Source organism: Rothia sp. ND6WE1A (assembly GCF_001683935.1).
In the GTDB taxonomy this organism is placed as follows: Bacteria; Actinomycetota; Actinomycetes; order Actinomycetales; family Micrococcaceae; genus Rothia; species Rothia amarae.
The window spans coordinates 23,249-40,320 of sequence record NZ_LXTU01000043.1; the positions used below are offsets into that span (position 1 = coordinate 23,249).

A 17,072-nucleotide genomic window follows, 5' to 3' on the forward strand; every position below is an offset into this window, starting at 1 on the left:
TATGCCCGAATAGGTATTTCTACGCTGCCATGGCGTCGTCCCACGCCTGAACCATCTGGGCGAATTTGCCGGTGCCAGCGGTCAATTCCGCCGGAGAGCCGTCTTCAATAATGCGTCCGTCATCCACCACCAAGACTCTGTCCGAATCCAGAACGGTAGAGAGCCTATGGGCAATAACGAACGAGGTGCGCCCGTCCAGTAATTTTGCCAATCCTTCTTGAACGAGTCGTTCGGTAGGAATATCCAGCGATGCCGTCGCCTCATCCAAAATGAGCACCGCAGGATTCACTAAGAATGCCCGGGCAAAGGAAATCAGCTGTCTCTGACCCGCAGAAACACGTCCGCCGCGCTGCGCCAGATTGGTTGAATAACCCTCCGGTAAAGACATGATGAAGTCGTGGGCGCCTACTTTGCGAGCGGCCTCTTCTACTTCTTCATCGCTCGCATCGGGGCGTGCTAAGCGAATATTATCGGCAACCGTGCCTTGAAAGAGGAATGCCTCCTGCGTCACCATCACTACCTCCTGGCGCAACTGCGCATCAAGGAGCTCTCTAATATCGACGCCATCCAGTAGCAACCTGCCTTCGGTCAGGTCATAAAAGCGAGCAACGAGTTTGGCTATGGTTGATTTACCCGCCCCGGTTTTCCCGACGAGCGCGACATGCTGCCCTGCAGGCACGGTGAGGTTGAAGGGGCGAAGTGCCGGGCGACCTTCAATGTAGCTAAATGAAGCGTTCTCAAAAACAACTTCACCTTGAGCTGGGCTTCTGCGTTCAATCGGATGCTCAGGATCAGCTACCGTTGGTTTTTCGGCTAAGAAACCTGAGACCTTTTCCAATGCAGAGACCGCTGACTGAAACATGTTGTAAAAGTCAGAGAGCATCACCACAGGTTCGAAAACACGGGTTGAATAAATGGTCAGAGCCAGTAGCGTACCTACCTGCATACTGCCGCCGAGCACAGCATACCCACCAATAATCAGAGCGGCTCCCACAAAGATATTGCCCAGCGCAATCAGAGTGGGCATGTAGATGCCATTGAGTTTGATTGAGTCCATGACTTTCACGCGGAGGTCTTCGGCTTCAACACCGAATTTATCGCGTGATTCTGCCTCTGAACCGAATGCCTTGACCGCGCTGATTCCGGTGAATGTTTCGACAAAGCGACCAATCAACCGGGCATTAGCTACTCGTTGAGCACGATAGGCAAGGGTGGAATGCTTGCGGAACCATTTCGTCAGGAAAAACAGCGGAATGGCAGCAACGAGCAAACCGAGCCCTGCCCGCCAGTCCAGCAGAATGATTGCAACAACGGTAAAACACATGTAGAGCAGGGTTGATGCAACCTGCGAGAGTCCCGAATCGAGAAAGGCTTTGAGCGTATCGAGATCCGAAGTCAATCGTGAGACTACCCGCCCCGAGGTATATGTCTCGTGAAAACCAACAGAGAGGGTTTGAGCCTGGGCAAACATGCGTTGTCGCAGGTCAAAGAGCGCCTTTTGAGAAACGCGGGCGGTCAAAACGGTATTGAAATAGAGCGTGATAGCCGAGACGGCGGCCACCCCAAAATAAATCACAACAACTGTTGTGGCGGGCGCACCGTTTCCTTCTACCAGCGGCGTAATAGTGCGGTTGATTCCGTAGGAAAGGAGCAGGGGCATGGCGGTGGAGAGGATTTCCGAGACGACTACCAGCGCAATCGTCCAGATCAGTTCCTTCTTCAGCGGTTTCAGCACAGATTTCAAAAGCGCCATCGACCGCGCCCGAACCTCTTTTTGTTCCTGCGCCGAGAGTTTCACGCGGTCTTCCGCCAGCGGAGCCATTGAACCGTGAGGCATTAGAGCACCTCCTGATTCTGCGAAGTATGGTTTTTCGCCGTTGAATCGTCGGGGTTCAGCAACATTAACCGGGCATAGGCAGGGTTCTTCATCAATTCGCTATGGGTTCCTATCGCGGCAATCCGTCCTTTATCGAGGAGCGCCACTCGATCAGCTAACGCAACCGTAGAGGGGCGGTGGGCGGTAATGATTGTCGTCGTATTCTTGAGTTGCTCTTTGAGCATGCCCACCACCGCTTCCTCTGTGTTCACATCTAGTGCTGAGAGCGGATCGTCTAAGAGTAGGACGCGCGGGTCGCAAGCGATAGCGCGCGCCAGCGAGAGGCGTTGCCGCTGACCGCCAGATAGACTCATGCCTTCTTCGCCAATGAGAGTCTCGACGCCGTCGGGCAGTGTGTCTACGAAATCTGAAGCGGACACGCGCAGGGCTGTGGCGACGATAGACTCCAGTTCTTCAGAGTTGAATCTTTCGGTTTCAACCCCCATGAGAACATTCTCACGAACCGATGAGGAAAAGAGAACGGGCTCTTCAAAAGCAATAGCCATCTGCGCGCGTAGCTCAGGCAAAGGAATAGTTGAGATATCTGTGTTATCCAGCAGTACCTTCCCTCGGGTGGGTGCATATAGGCGGGGGATGAGCTGCAAAACCGTGGACTTTCCGCTGCCGGTAGAACCCACCAGCGCGAGAATTTCGCCGGGAGCGACGTCGAGGGTCAGTTCGTGAAGAACCTCTTTTTTACCCCTGCCAAAAGTGAAGCTGACATGCTCGAACTTTACACCTGCGGCGTCGTGCCTGCTCACTTGCGGGGTAGTAACTCCGCTGACCAGAAGAACATCCTCGCCCACTGGTTCCTGCATAATTTCGCGGTGACGTTCCATGGCAACTTTGGAGTCCAGCCACATACTAATGAGCATTCCCGCACGTTGAATCTGGGGAGTCAATACTGCGGTCGTGGCAAAGTACGCGGTGAGTTCGCCGAGGGACAATTTCTCTTGCGCCACCTGATGAATACCCACAAAGAGCGAAATCGCCATAGTGACTGCTGTGATGCTGATGGTTTTCACCAACATGCTACCCACCGCTTGAGAGCGGGCGATTTCGGTATTCATAAGAGTTGAAGCTTGCGCCGTAAAACGGGAGAGCGAGTTTCGCCCTTGCCCCAGTGCCTTCAGCACGCGGATACCCTGTACCGATTCTTCAACGGACGTTGCCAAATCACCCGACTGTTGTTGTACGCTGCGGGTCAGGCTCTTCATCGTCCTCACAAACAACCACAGCGTCAGCAACATAAAGGGCACGGAGCACAGGTATATCAGCCCCAACAGCCAGGAGCCTCGAAACAAATAAAACAGACCAGCCGCAAGCATCACGGTGGAAGAAATGGACTGAATAGAACCAAACGCTATCCAGCGGCGCATCAATGACAGGTCTGAGGTTGAACGGGTCAGCAACTGCCCCGACGGCCAGTGGTCATGGAAAGCTGCAGGCATACGCATGAGGTGGTCGAAGAGAGACATCCGCATGCTCATCTCGACGGTCGACGCCTGGTCAATCACCAGCATGCGGCGGACAAAAATGAGACCTGCTTGGAGTAGCCCGAGCCCAATCATCAGCAAACCACCGGCCCAGACCGTGGAACCTGACGGGTTTTCGTTTGCCACCAGATGATCCACAATCCACGCCAAAACCTGCGGAATGGAAATACCAATAACTGACGCACAAATCGCAACCGCCACACCTGTCAGCCACTTGGCGCGAATGGGCTTCATATACTGCCACAGCGTAAGGTTTTGCGGCTGATCAACAACGGTGGGAGGAGGAACGGGCAGATGGGAGGTGTGGATCAGGCTCATAGGGATTTACTTTACCCCTATGAGCCTGATGACAGTTTGTGTTTCTCTGCTGGTTTATTGACGCGCAGCGGTAAGCGTCACTACCACTGCTTCTGGTGGGCAGAACAAGCGAACTGCAGCAAAGCGAGAGGTGCCCAAACCTGCAGAAACTTCCACGGGTACGCCTGACTGCAGGGACACTCCCTTCGCGCGGGATGGATCCAAATCACAGTTTGAAACCAGGGCTTTTCCACCGGGTAGGCAAACCTGCCCACCGTGGGTGTGCCCGGCAAAGATTGCTTGAGCGCCGTCGTCCACAAACCGAGTGAGCGTGCGCATATAGGGTGCGTGGCACACCCCCAAACGAACAGACGGCGCAGGTTCTGTATCAAAAGCAGTGGGGGAGAACCCCGGGTGACGGTCGAATTCCAGGTGGGGATCATCCACACCGGAGAACTCTAAACGCAACCCATTGAGGGTCAATGTGTCGAAGCGGTTGATGAGTCCTACCCAGCCGCGAGCGTCAAAAGCGTCGTGCATATCTTGGGTTGGTAGGCGCTCCTTAGAAGGGTCCACGCCCTCATCAGAAGTAGATTCTTTCCATAGATACCGTGCGGGGTTTTTGAAAACCGGCGCGTAGTAGCAGTTAGACCCTGGCACATAGACGCCGGGGAAATCCAACAGCGGATCCAACGCATTCAGCAGAGAGGGCAGAGCCTTCATATGTGAGAGATTGTCACCGGTGTTGATGACCAAATCAGGGTTGATTTCAGCCAGCGAATGCATAAATTCATGCTTCTTCTTTTGACCGGGAACCATATGCATATCTGAGATATGCAAGATAGTGAAGTCAGCAGAGCCCGCAGGCAGAATCGGCAAGGTTTCGTGCCGTATCTGGAAATTGTTGAGCTCAATAAAGTGAGCATAAGCGAGGGTGGCGGCCCCCGCGAAAGATCCCGCAGCGGTCAGGGCGCCAACGCCCTTAGCCACAGAAACAGCAGAAGCCGCCACATTGGTGGAATTCACCATGAATATATTTTCTCCTCGTTAGTACTGAGTACCTAGAACCTTCTCCGAAGGCATATTGAATTTCTTGGTGTTGTACTTCTTCGCCTGGGATTGCATGAACTGCTGCCACTGACCACCTGCGTAGGTTGCACCGTCAACGTAGTTCAAGGTCTTGCCGTTGATCGCCAAGTTGTTGAGGGGGCGCTTTTGCTGATCCAAGTTACCCACCCACGAAGCGGTGGAGAGGCCACGGGTGTAACCGACGGTCCAAGTCTGAGTGGAATTATCGGTAGTACCGGTCTTTGCCGCTGAAGCATCGGGCAAATCAATACCGCGCCTCCATGCCGAACCATCGACCAAAACCTGCTTGAGAACGTAGTTCACACCGTTGGCAACGTCCTTATCGAGAGCTTTGGAGCAGTCAGCCTTAAATTTCTGAATGACTTTACCGCGGCGGTCTTTGACTTCATTGATTGCCTGAGGGGTACAGTAGGTGCCCTCATTCGCAAAGGTTGCGTAGGCTGAGGCCATCGTTAGAGGAGTGGTTTGCTCAGTACCAATCAAAGACGCCACATTCTCAATCTTGTAAGCGACTTTCTTGTTATCCGGAGTTGAACTACCGGTGTACACGCGTAGGTCTTCTGCCGTCTTCTTGACTCCGCAGAGGTCTTCTTTAGAAGCCATGGAGTAGAGGAAGGAGTTGATGGAGTTCTTGATGCCGTAGGCTACGGTGTTCCAGGTTTGGTAGCCCTCTTCAGCGTTACCGAATCTGAAACCTCCAGGAGTGTAAATGCTGCCGCCATCAACACAAGAAGCTTTCCACCGGAAAGACTCGGGGTAGTTAAGGCTGGTGCCGTCAATGAAAGCGTTGACTCCCTTGCCTTCCCTAATCCACTCGGCAAGCACAATGGGTTTGAAAGTAGAACCAGGCTGGAAGCCAGCAGAACCACCGTCGATAGCACCGACGTTGTAGTTGTAGCCAGAAACCTGGTGCGAACCGTCATCCACATCGCCTAGCTTACTGTTCTGAGCCATAGCAACAATCTTGCCGCTACCGGGTTCTACAGAAACCAAAGAGGTATTGACATTATCGGGATTGTTATCAGAAGGCTGCGTTGATTCAACGGCGTCCTTCGCATCTTTCTGAGCAGAGGTGCTCAGTGTGGTGGTGATTGTGTAACCCGCTTGGTACAGGTTCTTCAAACGGTCATCTTTAGTTGCACCGAACGTTTTGTCCTGCATTACCTTTGCCACGATGTAGTTGCAGAAGTAATCAGCGTTACCTGCGGTGGAGCAACCACTATCGGTGGTGTGAAGGTCAAGATCAAGTTCGGAGTTGACGGCTTCATTGTATTCGTCTTCAGTGATCTTGCCGTCGCGGTACATCGTTCCTAGCACCACGTTGCGACGTTCTTTAGCCAGCTCGGGGTTCACATCGGGGCGGTACTGGTTAGGCGACTGCACCATACCAGCCAAGAGAGCGGACTGCTGAACGTTGAGCTTAGATGCGGGAATGCCCCAGTAATACTGAGAAGCAGCTTCTACACCGTAGTTAGAACCACCGAGGTTCACGATGTTGAGGTAACCTTCAAGAATTTCGTCTTTGGACTTATTTTGCTCCATGGAAATCGCAAGCTTGATTTCCTTGACCTTATCCATGTAACCCTTGTTTGCGCCCAGAGTTGAGGCTTCTTCGCCGTTGACTTCAGCCTGATCAATCAAAAGATTGTTGACGTACTGCTGAGTGAGCGTAGACGCGCCCTGGCGATTGCCGGGGCGGAGAAAGTTATTAATGACAGCGCGGAACATACCAAGCGGAGATACCGCACCGTGCTCATAAAACGTACGGTCTTCCACAGAAATAATGGCGTCCTGCATATGCTTGGACATGTCCGAAAGAGGCACTGAGGTGCGGTTCTGAGAGTAGAAAGAAGCCAACTCGGTTTTACCATCGGAGGCAAGGATGGTGGACGGCTGAGAGAGCGGTCCATCGGACATATCCTCTGGTAGACCCTTGAACCAGTTAATGGAGGACGTCGCGGCAACTCCCACGCCAACGGTAGGAGGTATCAGAATGCCGGCGGTCAAAAAACCGGCGATAATACTCAGTGCTATGAACTGAATAAAGTCACCTGGAGTGCGCCTGGTACGAACGTTCTTGGATGAAGCCATTCCCACAGTTTACAAGTTGAATCTGGGAATTGGGGAGAGGGAACGTTTTAACTTTCCAAATCCTTATCACAAGCACTAGGCTAGGGGTATGGAAAAATGGGAATATGCAACTGTGCCCTTGATGATTCACGCTACCAAGCAGATCCTCGATAACTGGGGTGAAGATGGCTGGGAACTCGTAACCGTTCTCCCTTCATCTGCACCTGCTTCTTCTGCTCCTGAAGGCAATATGGTTGCCCCTACTGCGGGAAACCCCATCGCTTACTTCAAGCGCAAGAAGGCATAGCCACTACTACACTTGAACAAACGACCGGTTTTTCGTGCTGTTGAGGTACGAAACCGGTCTTTGTGCGCTTTATATACAGCGATTTATTTACAAGGACACACGATGAGCGAAAATAACTCTTACATTGAGGAACGCATCCGCGAACTGGGGTATGAACTACCCCAGGCGCCCGAGCCTGTCGCAGCCTACGTGCCGGCAGTTATCAGCGGAAACTATGTGTATACCTCGGGTCAGCTTCCTTTCGTGGACGGTAAACTGCCCGCTGTGGGTAAAGTCTCTGATGCTGCAACAGAGGGAACAGTTAGCCCCGAGGAAGCGAAGAAGCTAGCCGCTATCTGTGCCTTGAACGCCTTGGCTGCGGTCAAGCAGGTCATCGGTGATTTAGACCGTGTGAAGAAGATTGTTAAAGTTGTCGGATTCGTGGCATCGGAAACCTCTTTCTTCGGTCAGCCCGGTGTTATCAACGGTGCCTCCGAACTGTTTGGTGAGATTTTTGGCGACGCCGGTATCCACGCCCGCTCTGCGGTAGGCACTCCTGTGTTGCCCATGGATTCGCCTGTAGAAGTTGAGATCATTGTTGAGTACATCTAAAACCGGTTTATATACAGGTGCCCTCAATACCGTGCGTCCTAAGCGTCCGGTATCCCCTGCAGAACCCAGCGCCACCTGCGAGCGGTTTTTTAAGATTCCTGAAGAATTTGCTCCCGCTGTCAAAGCATGGATTGAAGAGGGCGCTGAAGGCGCATGCCAGGCAAAAACTGCCTCCTCTATCGTTTATGTACGAGACGGTCGCGGAGGGCTAGAAACTATCCTGACCTACCATCCGGGATTCTCTCCCATGGGCACGGTGGCGTTCCCCGGTGGTTTATGCACGCCAGAAGATTCCGAACAGGTGCCCTGGATCGGACCCAGTAACGAAGTGTGGCGCGACGTCTTCCACCATGACAATCTCGAAACCGCGCACACGGCGGTAGTGGGCGCTATCCGTGAATCGTTTGAAGAAATCGGTATTCTGTTGGCTGGCCCCGATGAGCTGAGTACCGTAGAGATCAGCTCAGACGGATGCGATCAGATGGCCGTGCGTGAAGCCGTAGCCAACGGCGATAAGAACTTCGGTGACTACCTGGTCAAGCGCGGGCTCAAACTGCGCACTGACCTTTTGCGCCCCATCGTGCGCTGGCACTCACCAGATTTTCGCCATAAACGCTACGACACCCACTACTTTGCGTGTGCCGCACCGGTGGGGCAGAACCCTAAGCTGCTGACATCCAAAGGGATTTGGGGCGATTGGGTGAACGTGCGCGAACTGTTGGCACATAAGGAAACTTCTTACCTGGGTGATCTCATCGACCAGGAAGAAACTCGCGGTCGGAGCTTTGAAGAGCTCATTACTCCTGGCTCACTGTGCGTTCTTGAAGATCTTGCCCGCGCGTCCACGTCTGTCGCTTATCTGGCGCAAAAGCGCGCCGTCAGCGTGAAAAAAGCGGACGTCGTGATGAAAGACGGCGAGTTTATGCTGCGTTTTACCGCACCCACCAAAGCGGGCGCCCGCGAGAAGTGCCGTCTTTAGCGACCCATTTATCAAAGACATAAAAATTCCCCGTGGAAATTTCCACGGGGAATTTTGTTTGCGCCCATTGTGGGGCGATGAAAATTTAGCGTGAGCGGTTGCGTAGACGCTGCAGGTCAAGAATGACCACCGCGCGTGCTTCCAAACGAATCCAGCCACGGGACACAAATTCAGCCAGTGCCTTGTTCACGGTCTCGCGTGAAGCGCCAACCAACTGAGCCAGCTCTTCCTGAGTCAGCTCGTGAGCTACCAAGATGCCGTCGGTAGCGGGGCGGCCAAAGCGGTCTGCCAAATCCAGCAGAGCTTTAGCAACGCGACCGGGAACGTCGGAGAAGACCAAGTCTGCAAGGTTCTCGTTGGTGCGGCGCAAACGACGAGCCAAAGCCTGAAGAACCTGAGCAGAAATCTGAGGTGACTTCTCCATAGCCTTGCGCAAAGATTCGTGCTTGACGGCTGCGAGACGGGTTTCAGAAACAGCGGTTGCGCTGGTGGAACGAGGCGAAGGGTCGAACAGAGCCATCTCACCGAAAATTTCACCGGGTCCCATGATAGCTACGAGGTTCTCGCGGCCGTCTGATGCGGTGCGTCCGAGCTTAATCTTGCCGGAAACGATGAAGTAGAGCTGATCTCCGGGATCGCCCTCATAAAAAAGGTTAGCGCCTCGTGAAAGGTCGACCTCGGTGATGTCTTCGGTTAGTGCGGCAAATGCCTGGTCGTCGAGGGATGCAAAGAGGGGTGCGCGACGCAGTACTTCAAGATCCATGTCTCTCCTTAAAATCTTAGGGTGTGAATGCCATATCTTTGAGGCGTAGAGAAAGAGTATAAACCCGGCTGTCTATACACGCCAAAAATGGTGTGACATATTCAACTAGTATCGAGACTACCTCAATTTATGGCTGGACACACCCCTATTTACCGGGCATTCACTTTCCACAGGCGACTCTAAGGATGATTTGGGGGCATCCCAGAGAAAAACCTACTAGAGTCGGCATTTCTATCTACGGCACAATAGATAGGTCAGCCTGTCTCAACATGAGGGGAGCACCCGTGGGATTTCATCTGCTCGATATTATTTTGGTGCTTATTCTGGTGCTCTATTTCTTGAACGGATTACGCCGGGGATTTTTCGTATCCTTGGGAACCCTAGCTGGATTTGCGCTAGGTGTTCTTGCCGCTTTCTACATCACTCCCTGGGTCATCACCCAGGTGGATGCCAACTGGTATGTCATTGCAGCTGTCATCTCAGTCGTATTATGCGTGGTGGTTGGCCAGTGGCTTGGTTTCCTCGTAGGACGTGCCATTCGGCGGTTTTCTGACGCCACCCCCTTACGCGGCGTCGAGCGAGTAGCAGGAGCAATTCTGAATCTTGTGGTTGCTTCTTTGGCAATCGTGGTGCTTGCCCTAATCGTGAAACCTTTGGGCGTAATGCCCATCAATACAGCTGTCTCTGAATCCAAGGTAATTGAGATGCTCGTTCGTCTCACCCCCGATTCCTGGGAAACTCAGGTAGAAAAAGCTCGGGCACAGGTCATGAGTTCAGGAGTAATTCCTGAAGTTCAAAATCTTTTGTTCCCCTCAGAAGAAGCACCTACCGAGGTTATTTCTAATCCTGCGCTAGAAGCTGCTCGGGAATCGGTGGTGCAAATTTGGGGAGCGGCGGAGGCATGCAGTTTCAGTTCCGAAGGATCAGGCTTTGTTGCTGCACCACATGTAGTGGTGACGAACGCGCATGTGGTCTCCGGCGTCGAGCAACCCGTGGTTCAGGACGCAGCAGGCAAGTCCCACAGGGCAAATATCGTTTACTATAATCCCACCGAAGACTTAGCGCTCTTGCGAGTCGATAATCTTGAAACCACGCCACTTACCCTGGGAAGCAACGCCGCAGCGGGAACCACCGTTGCTTTTATGGGCTTTCCGCAGGGTGGCCCGTTCCAGAATCGCAGCGCCACGGTGCAGGGGCTCGGTTATACCCAAACCATCGATTCAGCAACAGGCGAAAAGAACCCGGTGCGACTGGTGTATCAATTGGCTGCCAATGTTGAGCAGGGAAATTCTGGTGGTCCGGTACTTGATGTAAACGGCAACGTAGTGGGCGTTATCTTTGCCAAAGCAACTCAGGGACAGACGGGCTACGCTATTCCGGTCTCGATTCTCTCCGACGTCCTAGCATCTCATTCCGCCGATACGCAGACTGTCGATAGTGGCCAGTGTACTCCCGGCACGATACCCACTACCTAGCGCTCTTTACGATTTCTCATTCAAGTAATGGGCTAGGAAATCTATTGCCATGGTGTAACCCCATGCGCCCGCTCCTGCGATCACTGCGGTGGCTTGCAAAGACACAAATGAACGGTGTCTAAAGTCCTCCCGGCGGTGCACATTCGAAAGATGAACCTCTACCACCGGTAATTCGGCGGCTTCTAGAGCATCGTGAATCGCCACCGATGTGTGCGTATAAGCTGCCGGATTGATAATGATTGCCGCAGCTTCGGTGCGTGCTCGCTGGATTTCGTCGATGAGCGCACCTTCATGGTTTGACTGCATAAACTGCACATCGAACCCTGCTTGTGTGGCGCGCTTTCGTACCTGTTCCTCAATATCAGCGAGGGTGGTGATTCCATAGATTTCGGGTTTGCGGGTACCCAGCATATTCAGATTGGGACCATTGAGGACGAAGATGGTTTGCGACATGGCTTTAGTCTAACGGTCAGTGTTTTTGTATGAAGCTCCCCAGTATCTAAAACAGAGGAAAGCTCGCAAACACAGCAACGGTGAACTGGCTGGGTCTGGCATGAATCGCCTTTGCGAGAGCTTTCGAGCCAGGCGAGAAGGTTCGTTCACCGTTGCTGTGTTTGCAGAGCGACTGCTACTTTTTGTACGTCTCTACAATCGCATCCATGACGGTCGAGTCAGCCAAGGTTGTGACGTCGCCTACCTGGCGGTCTTCTGCGACGTCTTTGAGCAGGCGGCGCATAATCTTGCCGGAGCGAGTCTTGGGTAGCTCGGGCACGATGACCACTCGCTTGGGTTTAGCAATCGGTGATATTTCTACGCCCACGTGCGCGCGGATTTCCTGCTCCAGTTCTTCGTGGTTGAGGTTTTGTCCCTGCGCTTCGTCGGAGAGAATGATGAATGCCATGACTGCCTGGCCGGTGGTTTCATCGGTTGCGCCTACTACTGCAGCTTCTGCGACTGAGGGGTGGGAGACTAGAGCGGACTCAATCTCGGGGGTGGAGAGACGATGGCCGGAGACATTCATGACGTCGTCCACGCGACCCAGCACCCAGAGGTCGCCGTCGGCGTCGCGCTTTGCGCCGTCGCCCGCGAAGTAGCGGTCGCCAAAGCGTGCCCAGTAGGTGTCGACGAAGCGGTCGTCATCGCCCCAAATGGTGCGTAGCATAGAGGGCCAGGGCTCGGTGATGGCCAGCAGTCCGGGTTGTTCATTGGGTAGCGGATCGCCGAGGTCGTCTACTACATCGATGCTGATACCGGGGATAGGCTGCTGCGCCGACCCGGGCTTTGCAACGGTGACGCCGGGTAGCTGAGAAATCATGATTGCGCCGGTTTCTGTCTGCCACCAGGTATCGACGATGGGGCACTTGCCGCCACCGATGACTCGGTGGAACCAGACCCAGGCTTCGGGGTTGATAGCTTCGCCCACGGTTCCCAGAACGCGCAAGGAAGAAAGGTCGTATTCAGCGGGGATGTCTTCGCCCCACTTCATCATGGTACGAATCGCGGTAGGGGAGGTGTACATGATGGAAACGCCGTATTTTTGCACAATTTCCCAGAAACGGCCGCGGTGCGGGGAGTCTGGGGTACCTTCGTAAATGACCTGGGTGGCGCCATTGACCAGCGGGGCGTAGGCAACGTAGGAGTGACCGGTTACCCAGCCAACGTCAGCAGTGCACCAGTACACGTCGGTTTCGGGTTTGAGGTCAAAAATGTTTTTGTGGGTGAAAGCACCTTGGGTGAGGTAGCCTCCGGTCGTGTGCAAAATGCCCTTAGGTTTGCCGGTAGTGCCGGAGGTGTAAAGGATGAACAGCGGATCTTCGGCGTTCTGTACCGAGGGGGTGTGTTCAGTTGAAGCAGCATCGACAACGTCGCTCCACCAGAGGTCACGCCCTTCGACCCATGCAACCTCAGCTTTATTGCGCTTGACAACCACAACGTTGGTAACTGACTTGCCACCCTTTTCCAGTGCCTTATCGACGGCTGGCTTGAGCATGGAAGGCTTGCCGCGGCGGAAGGAGCCATCGGCGGTGATCACGAGCTTAGCTTCGCCGTCTTCAATGCGGGAAAGAAGCGCATCTGCAGAGAAACCGCCGAAAACAACCGAATGAATGGCGCCAATGCGGGCACAAGCCAACATGGTGATGACGGCTTCGGGAATCATGGGCAAGTACACTGCCACGCGATCGCCTTTGCTCACGCCCAGTGATTCGAAAGCGTTTGCAGCCTTGGAGACTTCATCTTTGAGCTGAGTATAGGTGTACTCGCGGGTATCGCCAGGTTCACCTTCGAACAGGATGGCGGTGCGGTCGCCCTTGCCAGCTTCTACATGGCGGTCCACGGCGTTGTAGCAAGCGTTGAGTTCACCGTCTGCAAACCATTTGGCAAAGGGAGGGTTCGACCAGTCCAGAGTCTGCGTGAAATCCTTGCTCCAGGTGAGAAGTTCTCGTGCTTGATGAGCCCAGAACTCGGGGCCCTGCTCGCGAGCGGTCTCGTACAAATCTGCGGTGGCATTTGCCTGTGCGGTGAATTCTGCCGGGGGAGCAAACGTTTGAGGAGCCTCTGACATGGGAATATCCTTTCAGCTGACGTTGAGCAATATGCTCAGCGGGAAGTGTAACTGCTTTTCACAGTAAGGGAATTTGTTGCTCCTGTCACATTTATTCCGTCATAAGCTCGTAAAAATTAGGTGAAATATTCAGCGTGTAATCTTGAACGAGTGAGCAGATTAACGCCAACCGAGCTTTTATCAGAACAGGAGCTGAGCCTCCTGGAAATTCGCCAGGTGCCGCCTTTTAAGGCGGAGGACGCCGCTCGTCGTCGCCGGAAAAATCCTGAATCACCCCTGGGCAAGAAAAGACGCGCCCGTAAGATCAATCGAATCCTGGCAGACACTTTCCCCTATGCTGTTGCTGAATTAGATTTTGAGAGCCCCTTTGAACTGCTCGTTGCCACGGTACTCTCTGCCCAAACCACCGATGTGCGGGTCAACTCGGTGACTCCCACTCTCTTTCAGCGTTATCCAGATGCTCACGCACTGGCAGAGGCTCCCTTGGAAGCAGTAGAAGAAATAGTGCAACCGCTTGGTTTTTACCGTTCTAAGGCAGCCTCTATCGTGCGCCTGGCGCAGCAGCTCACTGAAGACTATGACGGCGTAGTTCCCCAGGAATTAGAGGAGCTCGTCAAACTTGCAGGGGTCGGTCGGAAGACCGCTTTTGTGGTGCTAGGTAATGCTTTTGGGCGGCCTGGTCTAACCGTTGATACGCATTTTGGACGGTTATCGCGCCGGCTTGAATTCACTACTCATGAGGAACCTGCGAAGGTTGAAAAGGATGTCGCTGAACTCTTCGATTCTTCTGATTGGACTGATCTCTCTCAGCGTCTCATCTATCATGGACGGCGTATTTGTCACTCTAAAAAACCGGCATGCGGAGTGTGCCCTATCGCCGATTTATGCCCCAGCTATGGAATCGGCGAAACCGATGAGACAAAAGCGGCACAATTATTGAAGTACGAGATGGCACCGGGGCGCGAACACCTGCATCTCAGGTTTGTGCAGGGTGCATCTCGCCGAGAATTGCGAAGCGAAGGGTGGAGTCTTGGAGCATAAAACTGAGCATCGGGCTCTAACGCAGCTCAAGAAGCTTGCACAGGCAGAGAACTTGGTGAACGATCCTGCAGAAAGCTGGCGAGTGGGGGAGCTAGATGATTCCAGCGTCAAACAAGCAGCCGTGTTGATTCTGTTTGGTGTTTTGGATGAGGTTCCCGCGACCCATCGTCAGGGACACGTTGCAGATGATTTAGACGTCCTGATTGTGGTGCGCGCGGCAACCCTACGCCAACACGCTGGTCAACCTGCATTTCCCGGTGGAAAGGTCGACCCAGAAGATCTAGCGACCGCCTCTGAAACCAACAAACCCGTCTCCTATGTTGCCGCTTTACGCGAAGCCGTGGAAGAAACCGGGCTCGACCCCTCCGGCGTCGAAATCTTAGGAGAATTTGGCGAAATCGGGCTACCCGTGAGCAATTTCAGCGTAGCTCCCGTGCTGGCGTGGTGGAACAAACCGTCGCTCGTGGCTGCCCAGGACGCCAAAGAATCCGCCTTGGTTCTACGCGTTCCAGTCGCTGATTTGCTGAACCCTGCAAACCGGCATATGGCAACGGTCAAACATGGAAAGAGCGTTCATTCCTCCCCGGCTTTTACCGTACAAAACGCCGAACAAGAATTTGTGATTTGGGGTTTTACGGGCATCGTTCTGGACCGAATCTTTACCCAGTTAGGGTGGACCGAAGAATGGGACACCACGGTTCGCCGCCCGGCACCTGGGTACGAGAAAAAATAGGGAACCCTATTTCGCTGTGGAATAGTTATCTGTGACGGCAATAGTTACGGGAAACTCCACCGAAATATGACCAAATAGAAGCTCACCGGCAGCTTGTGCGGCGTCCCGAACTATCTGCTCGCACAGTGAAGCCTCGCGTTCAGGGCCGTAAATCATGATCTCATCGTGGAGGAAATATACCAGTTGAGATTGCAAAGGCTTTCCGAATAGCGTGGAGGCGCGGAGCTTTTGTCGAATCCGCGCCATCCAGCACAGAGCCCACTCTGCGGCGGTACCCTGAACCACAAAATTGCGGGTAAAACGACCCCAACTACGAGAAGCAGCCATCGCCGCCCGCTCGTCTTCGGCTGTAGCCTGGCGGCGTTGGCGTTCAAACCACTCGGAAGAAGGCGCCGGAGACACCCTGCCCAAATAAGTGCTGACCTGCCCGCCCTGCTCTCCAACGCGGGCCGCGCGTTCAGTAAATTCAATCGCCTGAGGGAACATCGTGCGTAGGTGAGGCATGAGCTTTCCAGACTCGCCGGTGGTCGCCCCATACATGGCACCTAATAGCGCAATTTTTGCCTGAGCACGCTCGTTCAGCGCTGACCCGGTATGCTCACCAATTTTGGCAATACCCAGGTATAAATCAGTTCCTCTGCCGGCAAGCGCTAGTTTTTCGTCCCCGCTCATTGCCGCCAGGATACGAGGCTCCACCTGGCTGGCATCAGCAACTACCAGCATTTTGCCGGGCTCAGCGGCGACGGCAGTGCGCACGTCGCGAGGAATCTGCATGGCACCACCACCATGAGCACCCCAGCGCCCCGTCACCACACCTCCCACCTCATAGGAAGGATGAAAGCGGTCATCTTGTACCCATTCGTCTAGCCAGTTCCACCCGTTCGCGGTAAAAAGCCGAGCAAGTTTTTTATAAGCAAGGAGGGGTTCGATGAGGGAGCGACGTTGCTGAGCCAACTGAGGATTCTCCTCAGCCCACCCCTTCAACGCCCACTTGCTGGTAGATTTCACCCGAATCCCTGCAGACTGAAGCGCTCGTAAGAGCTCCTGCGGTGAATCCACATTTAGCTTGGGTGTAGCGAGTTTTTCGCGAATTTCTGTGGCTAATTTTTCCATTTCGGCAGGGCGCTCGAAAGGAGCAGGTCTGGGGCCTAGCGTTTCAACGAGGAGCTTCTCATGCAGAGATTTGTTCCAGGGCATGCCGTGAAATTTCATTTCAGCGGCAATCATTCCACCGGTAGATTCCGCTGCCGCCAAGAGTTTGAGACGGCGGGGATGGGGCGCAGCTTCTATTGCGCGGAGTTGAGTCTGAAGTTCGACGGCAAGTTGCGACGCCGTTGGTGCCGTTTTCTGACCTGTGTCCGGCTTGCTAGCAGATAAGAAACCGTCATCGAATAGGGAATCTTGCCCTTGAATTTGCCGTGCGGGCGGGAGCATTCCCGAGGGTTTTTCAGGAGATTCTTGCAGTAAATCAAGGGTGGGGGCAAAAGTGATGTGGCTCTGGGAATGTGTAGTGGCGATACTCAAAATTCTTTGAATGAGCCGCAAATCATGGGATCGTTCGGGCGATATACCCTGCTCCAAGAGGAGGGGCATGATCTGACGCGAATCAGCCCATACCCAGCGAATCGGTGCGGGGCGGTTAGAGTCTTCAACCTCATGGACGAACTGCCCCAGTTTAGATTCAGGTACCGTGCGCCGGGAACCTACACGACCGTCTGCAACAGTGACGGCTTCCCAGAGAAACTCGCCTGCTGCTCCGCTCTCGGACGCGCCCAACACAATGTACATGTAC

At 53.8% G+C, this 17,072-nt stretch carries 14 protein-coding genes; 6 read left to right on the top strand and 8 right to left on the bottom strand.

Going from position 1 to position 17,072, the window contains the following annotated elements:
* Window positions 1-19: 19 nt before the first annotated feature.
* Genes A7E48_RS05650 through A7E48_RS05665 form a run of 4 tightly spaced genes read right to left on the bottom strand, consistent with a single transcriptional unit; the run spans window position 20 to window position 6,849 of the window.
* The gene (locus A7E48_RS05650) at window positions 20-1,837 is read right to left on the bottom strand and encodes an ABC transporter ATP-binding protein (protein WP_068170601.1); all 1,818 of its coding nucleotides are present in this window, start codon (window positions 1,835-1,837) and stop codon (window positions 20-22) included.
* The gene (locus A7E48_RS05655; RefSeq protein ID WP_083147218.1) at window positions 1,837-3,690 is read right to left on the bottom strand and encodes an ABC transporter ATP-binding protein; all 1,854 of its coding nucleotides are present in this window, start codon (window positions 3,688-3,690) and stop codon (window positions 1,837-1,839) included. The genes A7E48_RS05650 and A7E48_RS05655 overlap by 1 nt, the downstream gene beginning before the upstream one ends.
* 54 nt (window positions 3,691-3,744) lie before the next feature.
* Window positions 3,745-4,698 (bottom strand): metallophosphoesterase, encoded by a 954-nt coding sequence (locus A7E48_RS05660; protein ID WP_083147219.1) that lies wholly within the window; start codon window positions 4,696-4,698, stop codon window positions 3,745-3,747.
* 18 nt (window positions 4,699-4,716) lie between these two features.
* A complete protein-coding gene (locus A7E48_RS05665) occupies window positions 4,717-6,849 on the bottom strand; it encodes a transglycosylase domain-containing protein (protein ID WP_068170605.1) in 2,133 nt (710 codons plus the stop codon).
* Window positions 6,850-6,937: 88 nt separating this feature from the next.
* Here A7E48_RS05665 and A7E48_RS05670 point away from each other — a divergent pair, with 88 nt between their 5' ends.
* The 3 genes from A7E48_RS05670 to A7E48_RS05680 all read left to right on the top strand — a co-directional run bounded on the left by A7E48_RS05670 (window position 6,938) and on the right by A7E48_RS05680 (window position 8,705).
* Window positions 6,938-7,135: a DUF4177 domain-containing protein gene (locus A7E48_RS05670; RefSeq protein ID WP_068170608.1), complete on the top strand. Its 198-nt coding sequence runs from the start codon at window positions 6,938-6,940 to the stop codon at window positions 7,133-7,135.
* Between the two features lie 102 nt (window positions 7,136-7,237).
* Window positions 7,238-7,726, top strand: a complete 489-nt coding sequence (locus tag A7E48_RS05675) for a RidA family protein (RefSeq protein ID WP_068170610.1) — start codon at window positions 7,238-7,240, stop codon at window positions 7,724-7,726.
* A complete protein-coding gene (locus tag A7E48_RS05680) occupies window positions 7,713-8,705 on the top strand; it encodes an NUDIX hydrolase (protein ID WP_141669387.1) in 993 nt (330 codons plus the stop codon). Before A7E48_RS05675 ends, A7E48_RS05680 begins: the two co-directional genes overlap by 14 nt.
* A gap of 85 nt (window positions 8,706-8,790) precedes the next feature.
* Here the strand turns inward: A7E48_RS05680 and A7E48_RS05685 are convergent, their stop codons facing one another.
* On the bottom strand, window positions 8,791-9,468 hold the full coding sequence (locus tag A7E48_RS05685) for a Crp/Fnr family transcriptional regulator (protein WP_068170614.1): 678 nt from the start codon (window positions 9,466-9,468) through the stop codon (window positions 8,791-8,793).
* Between the two features lie 284 nt (window positions 9,469-9,752).
* Between A7E48_RS05685 and A7E48_RS05690 the strand changes: the two genes are divergently transcribed.
* Complete coding sequence (locus A7E48_RS05690; protein ID WP_233125998.1) at window positions 9,753-10,943, top strand: MarP family serine protease; 1,191 nt, start codon at window positions 9,753-9,755, stop codon at window positions 10,941-10,943.
* Window positions 10,944-10,949: 6 nt separating this feature from the next.
* On the opposite strand, the gene aroQ is transcribed toward A7E48_RS05690, so the two are convergent.
* Both aroQ and acs read right to left on the bottom strand, forming a co-directional pair.
* A complete protein-coding gene (gene aroQ, locus A7E48_RS05695) occupies window positions 10,950-11,396 on the bottom strand; it encodes a type II 3-dehydroquinate dehydratase (RefSeq protein WP_068170618.1) in 447 nt (148 codons plus the stop codon).
* A 175-nt stretch (window positions 11,397-11,571) separates the two neighbouring features.
* Complete coding sequence (gene acs / locus A7E48_RS05700) at window positions 11,572-13,506, bottom strand: acetate--CoA ligase (protein WP_068170620.1); 1,935 nt, start codon at window positions 13,504-13,506, stop codon at window positions 11,572-11,574.
* Between the two features lie 216 nt (window positions 13,507-13,722).
* Between acs and nth the strand changes: the two genes are divergently transcribed.
* Both nth and A7E48_RS05710 read left to right on the top strand, forming a co-directional pair.
* Window positions 13,723-14,547, top strand: coding sequence for an endonuclease III (gene nth / locus A7E48_RS05705; RefSeq protein WP_083147220.1), 825 nt, complete (start codon window positions 13,723-13,725; stop codon window positions 14,545-14,547).
* Window positions 14,537-15,280 (top strand): CoA pyrophosphatase, encoded by a 744-nt coding sequence (locus A7E48_RS05710; RefSeq protein WP_068170624.1) that lies wholly within the window; start codon window positions 14,537-14,539, stop codon window positions 15,278-15,280. The genes nth and A7E48_RS05710 overlap by 11 nt, the downstream gene beginning before the upstream one ends.
* Before the next feature lie 6 nt (window positions 15,281-15,286).
* On the opposite strand, the gene A7E48_RS05715 is transcribed toward A7E48_RS05710, so the two are convergent.
* A complete protein-coding gene (locus A7E48_RS05715; RefSeq protein WP_068170627.1) occupies window positions 15,287-17,068 on the bottom strand; it encodes a bifunctional 3'-5' exonuclease/DNA polymerase in 1,782 nt (593 codons plus the stop codon).
* Between the last annotated feature and the right edge of the window lie 4 nt (window positions 17,069-17,072).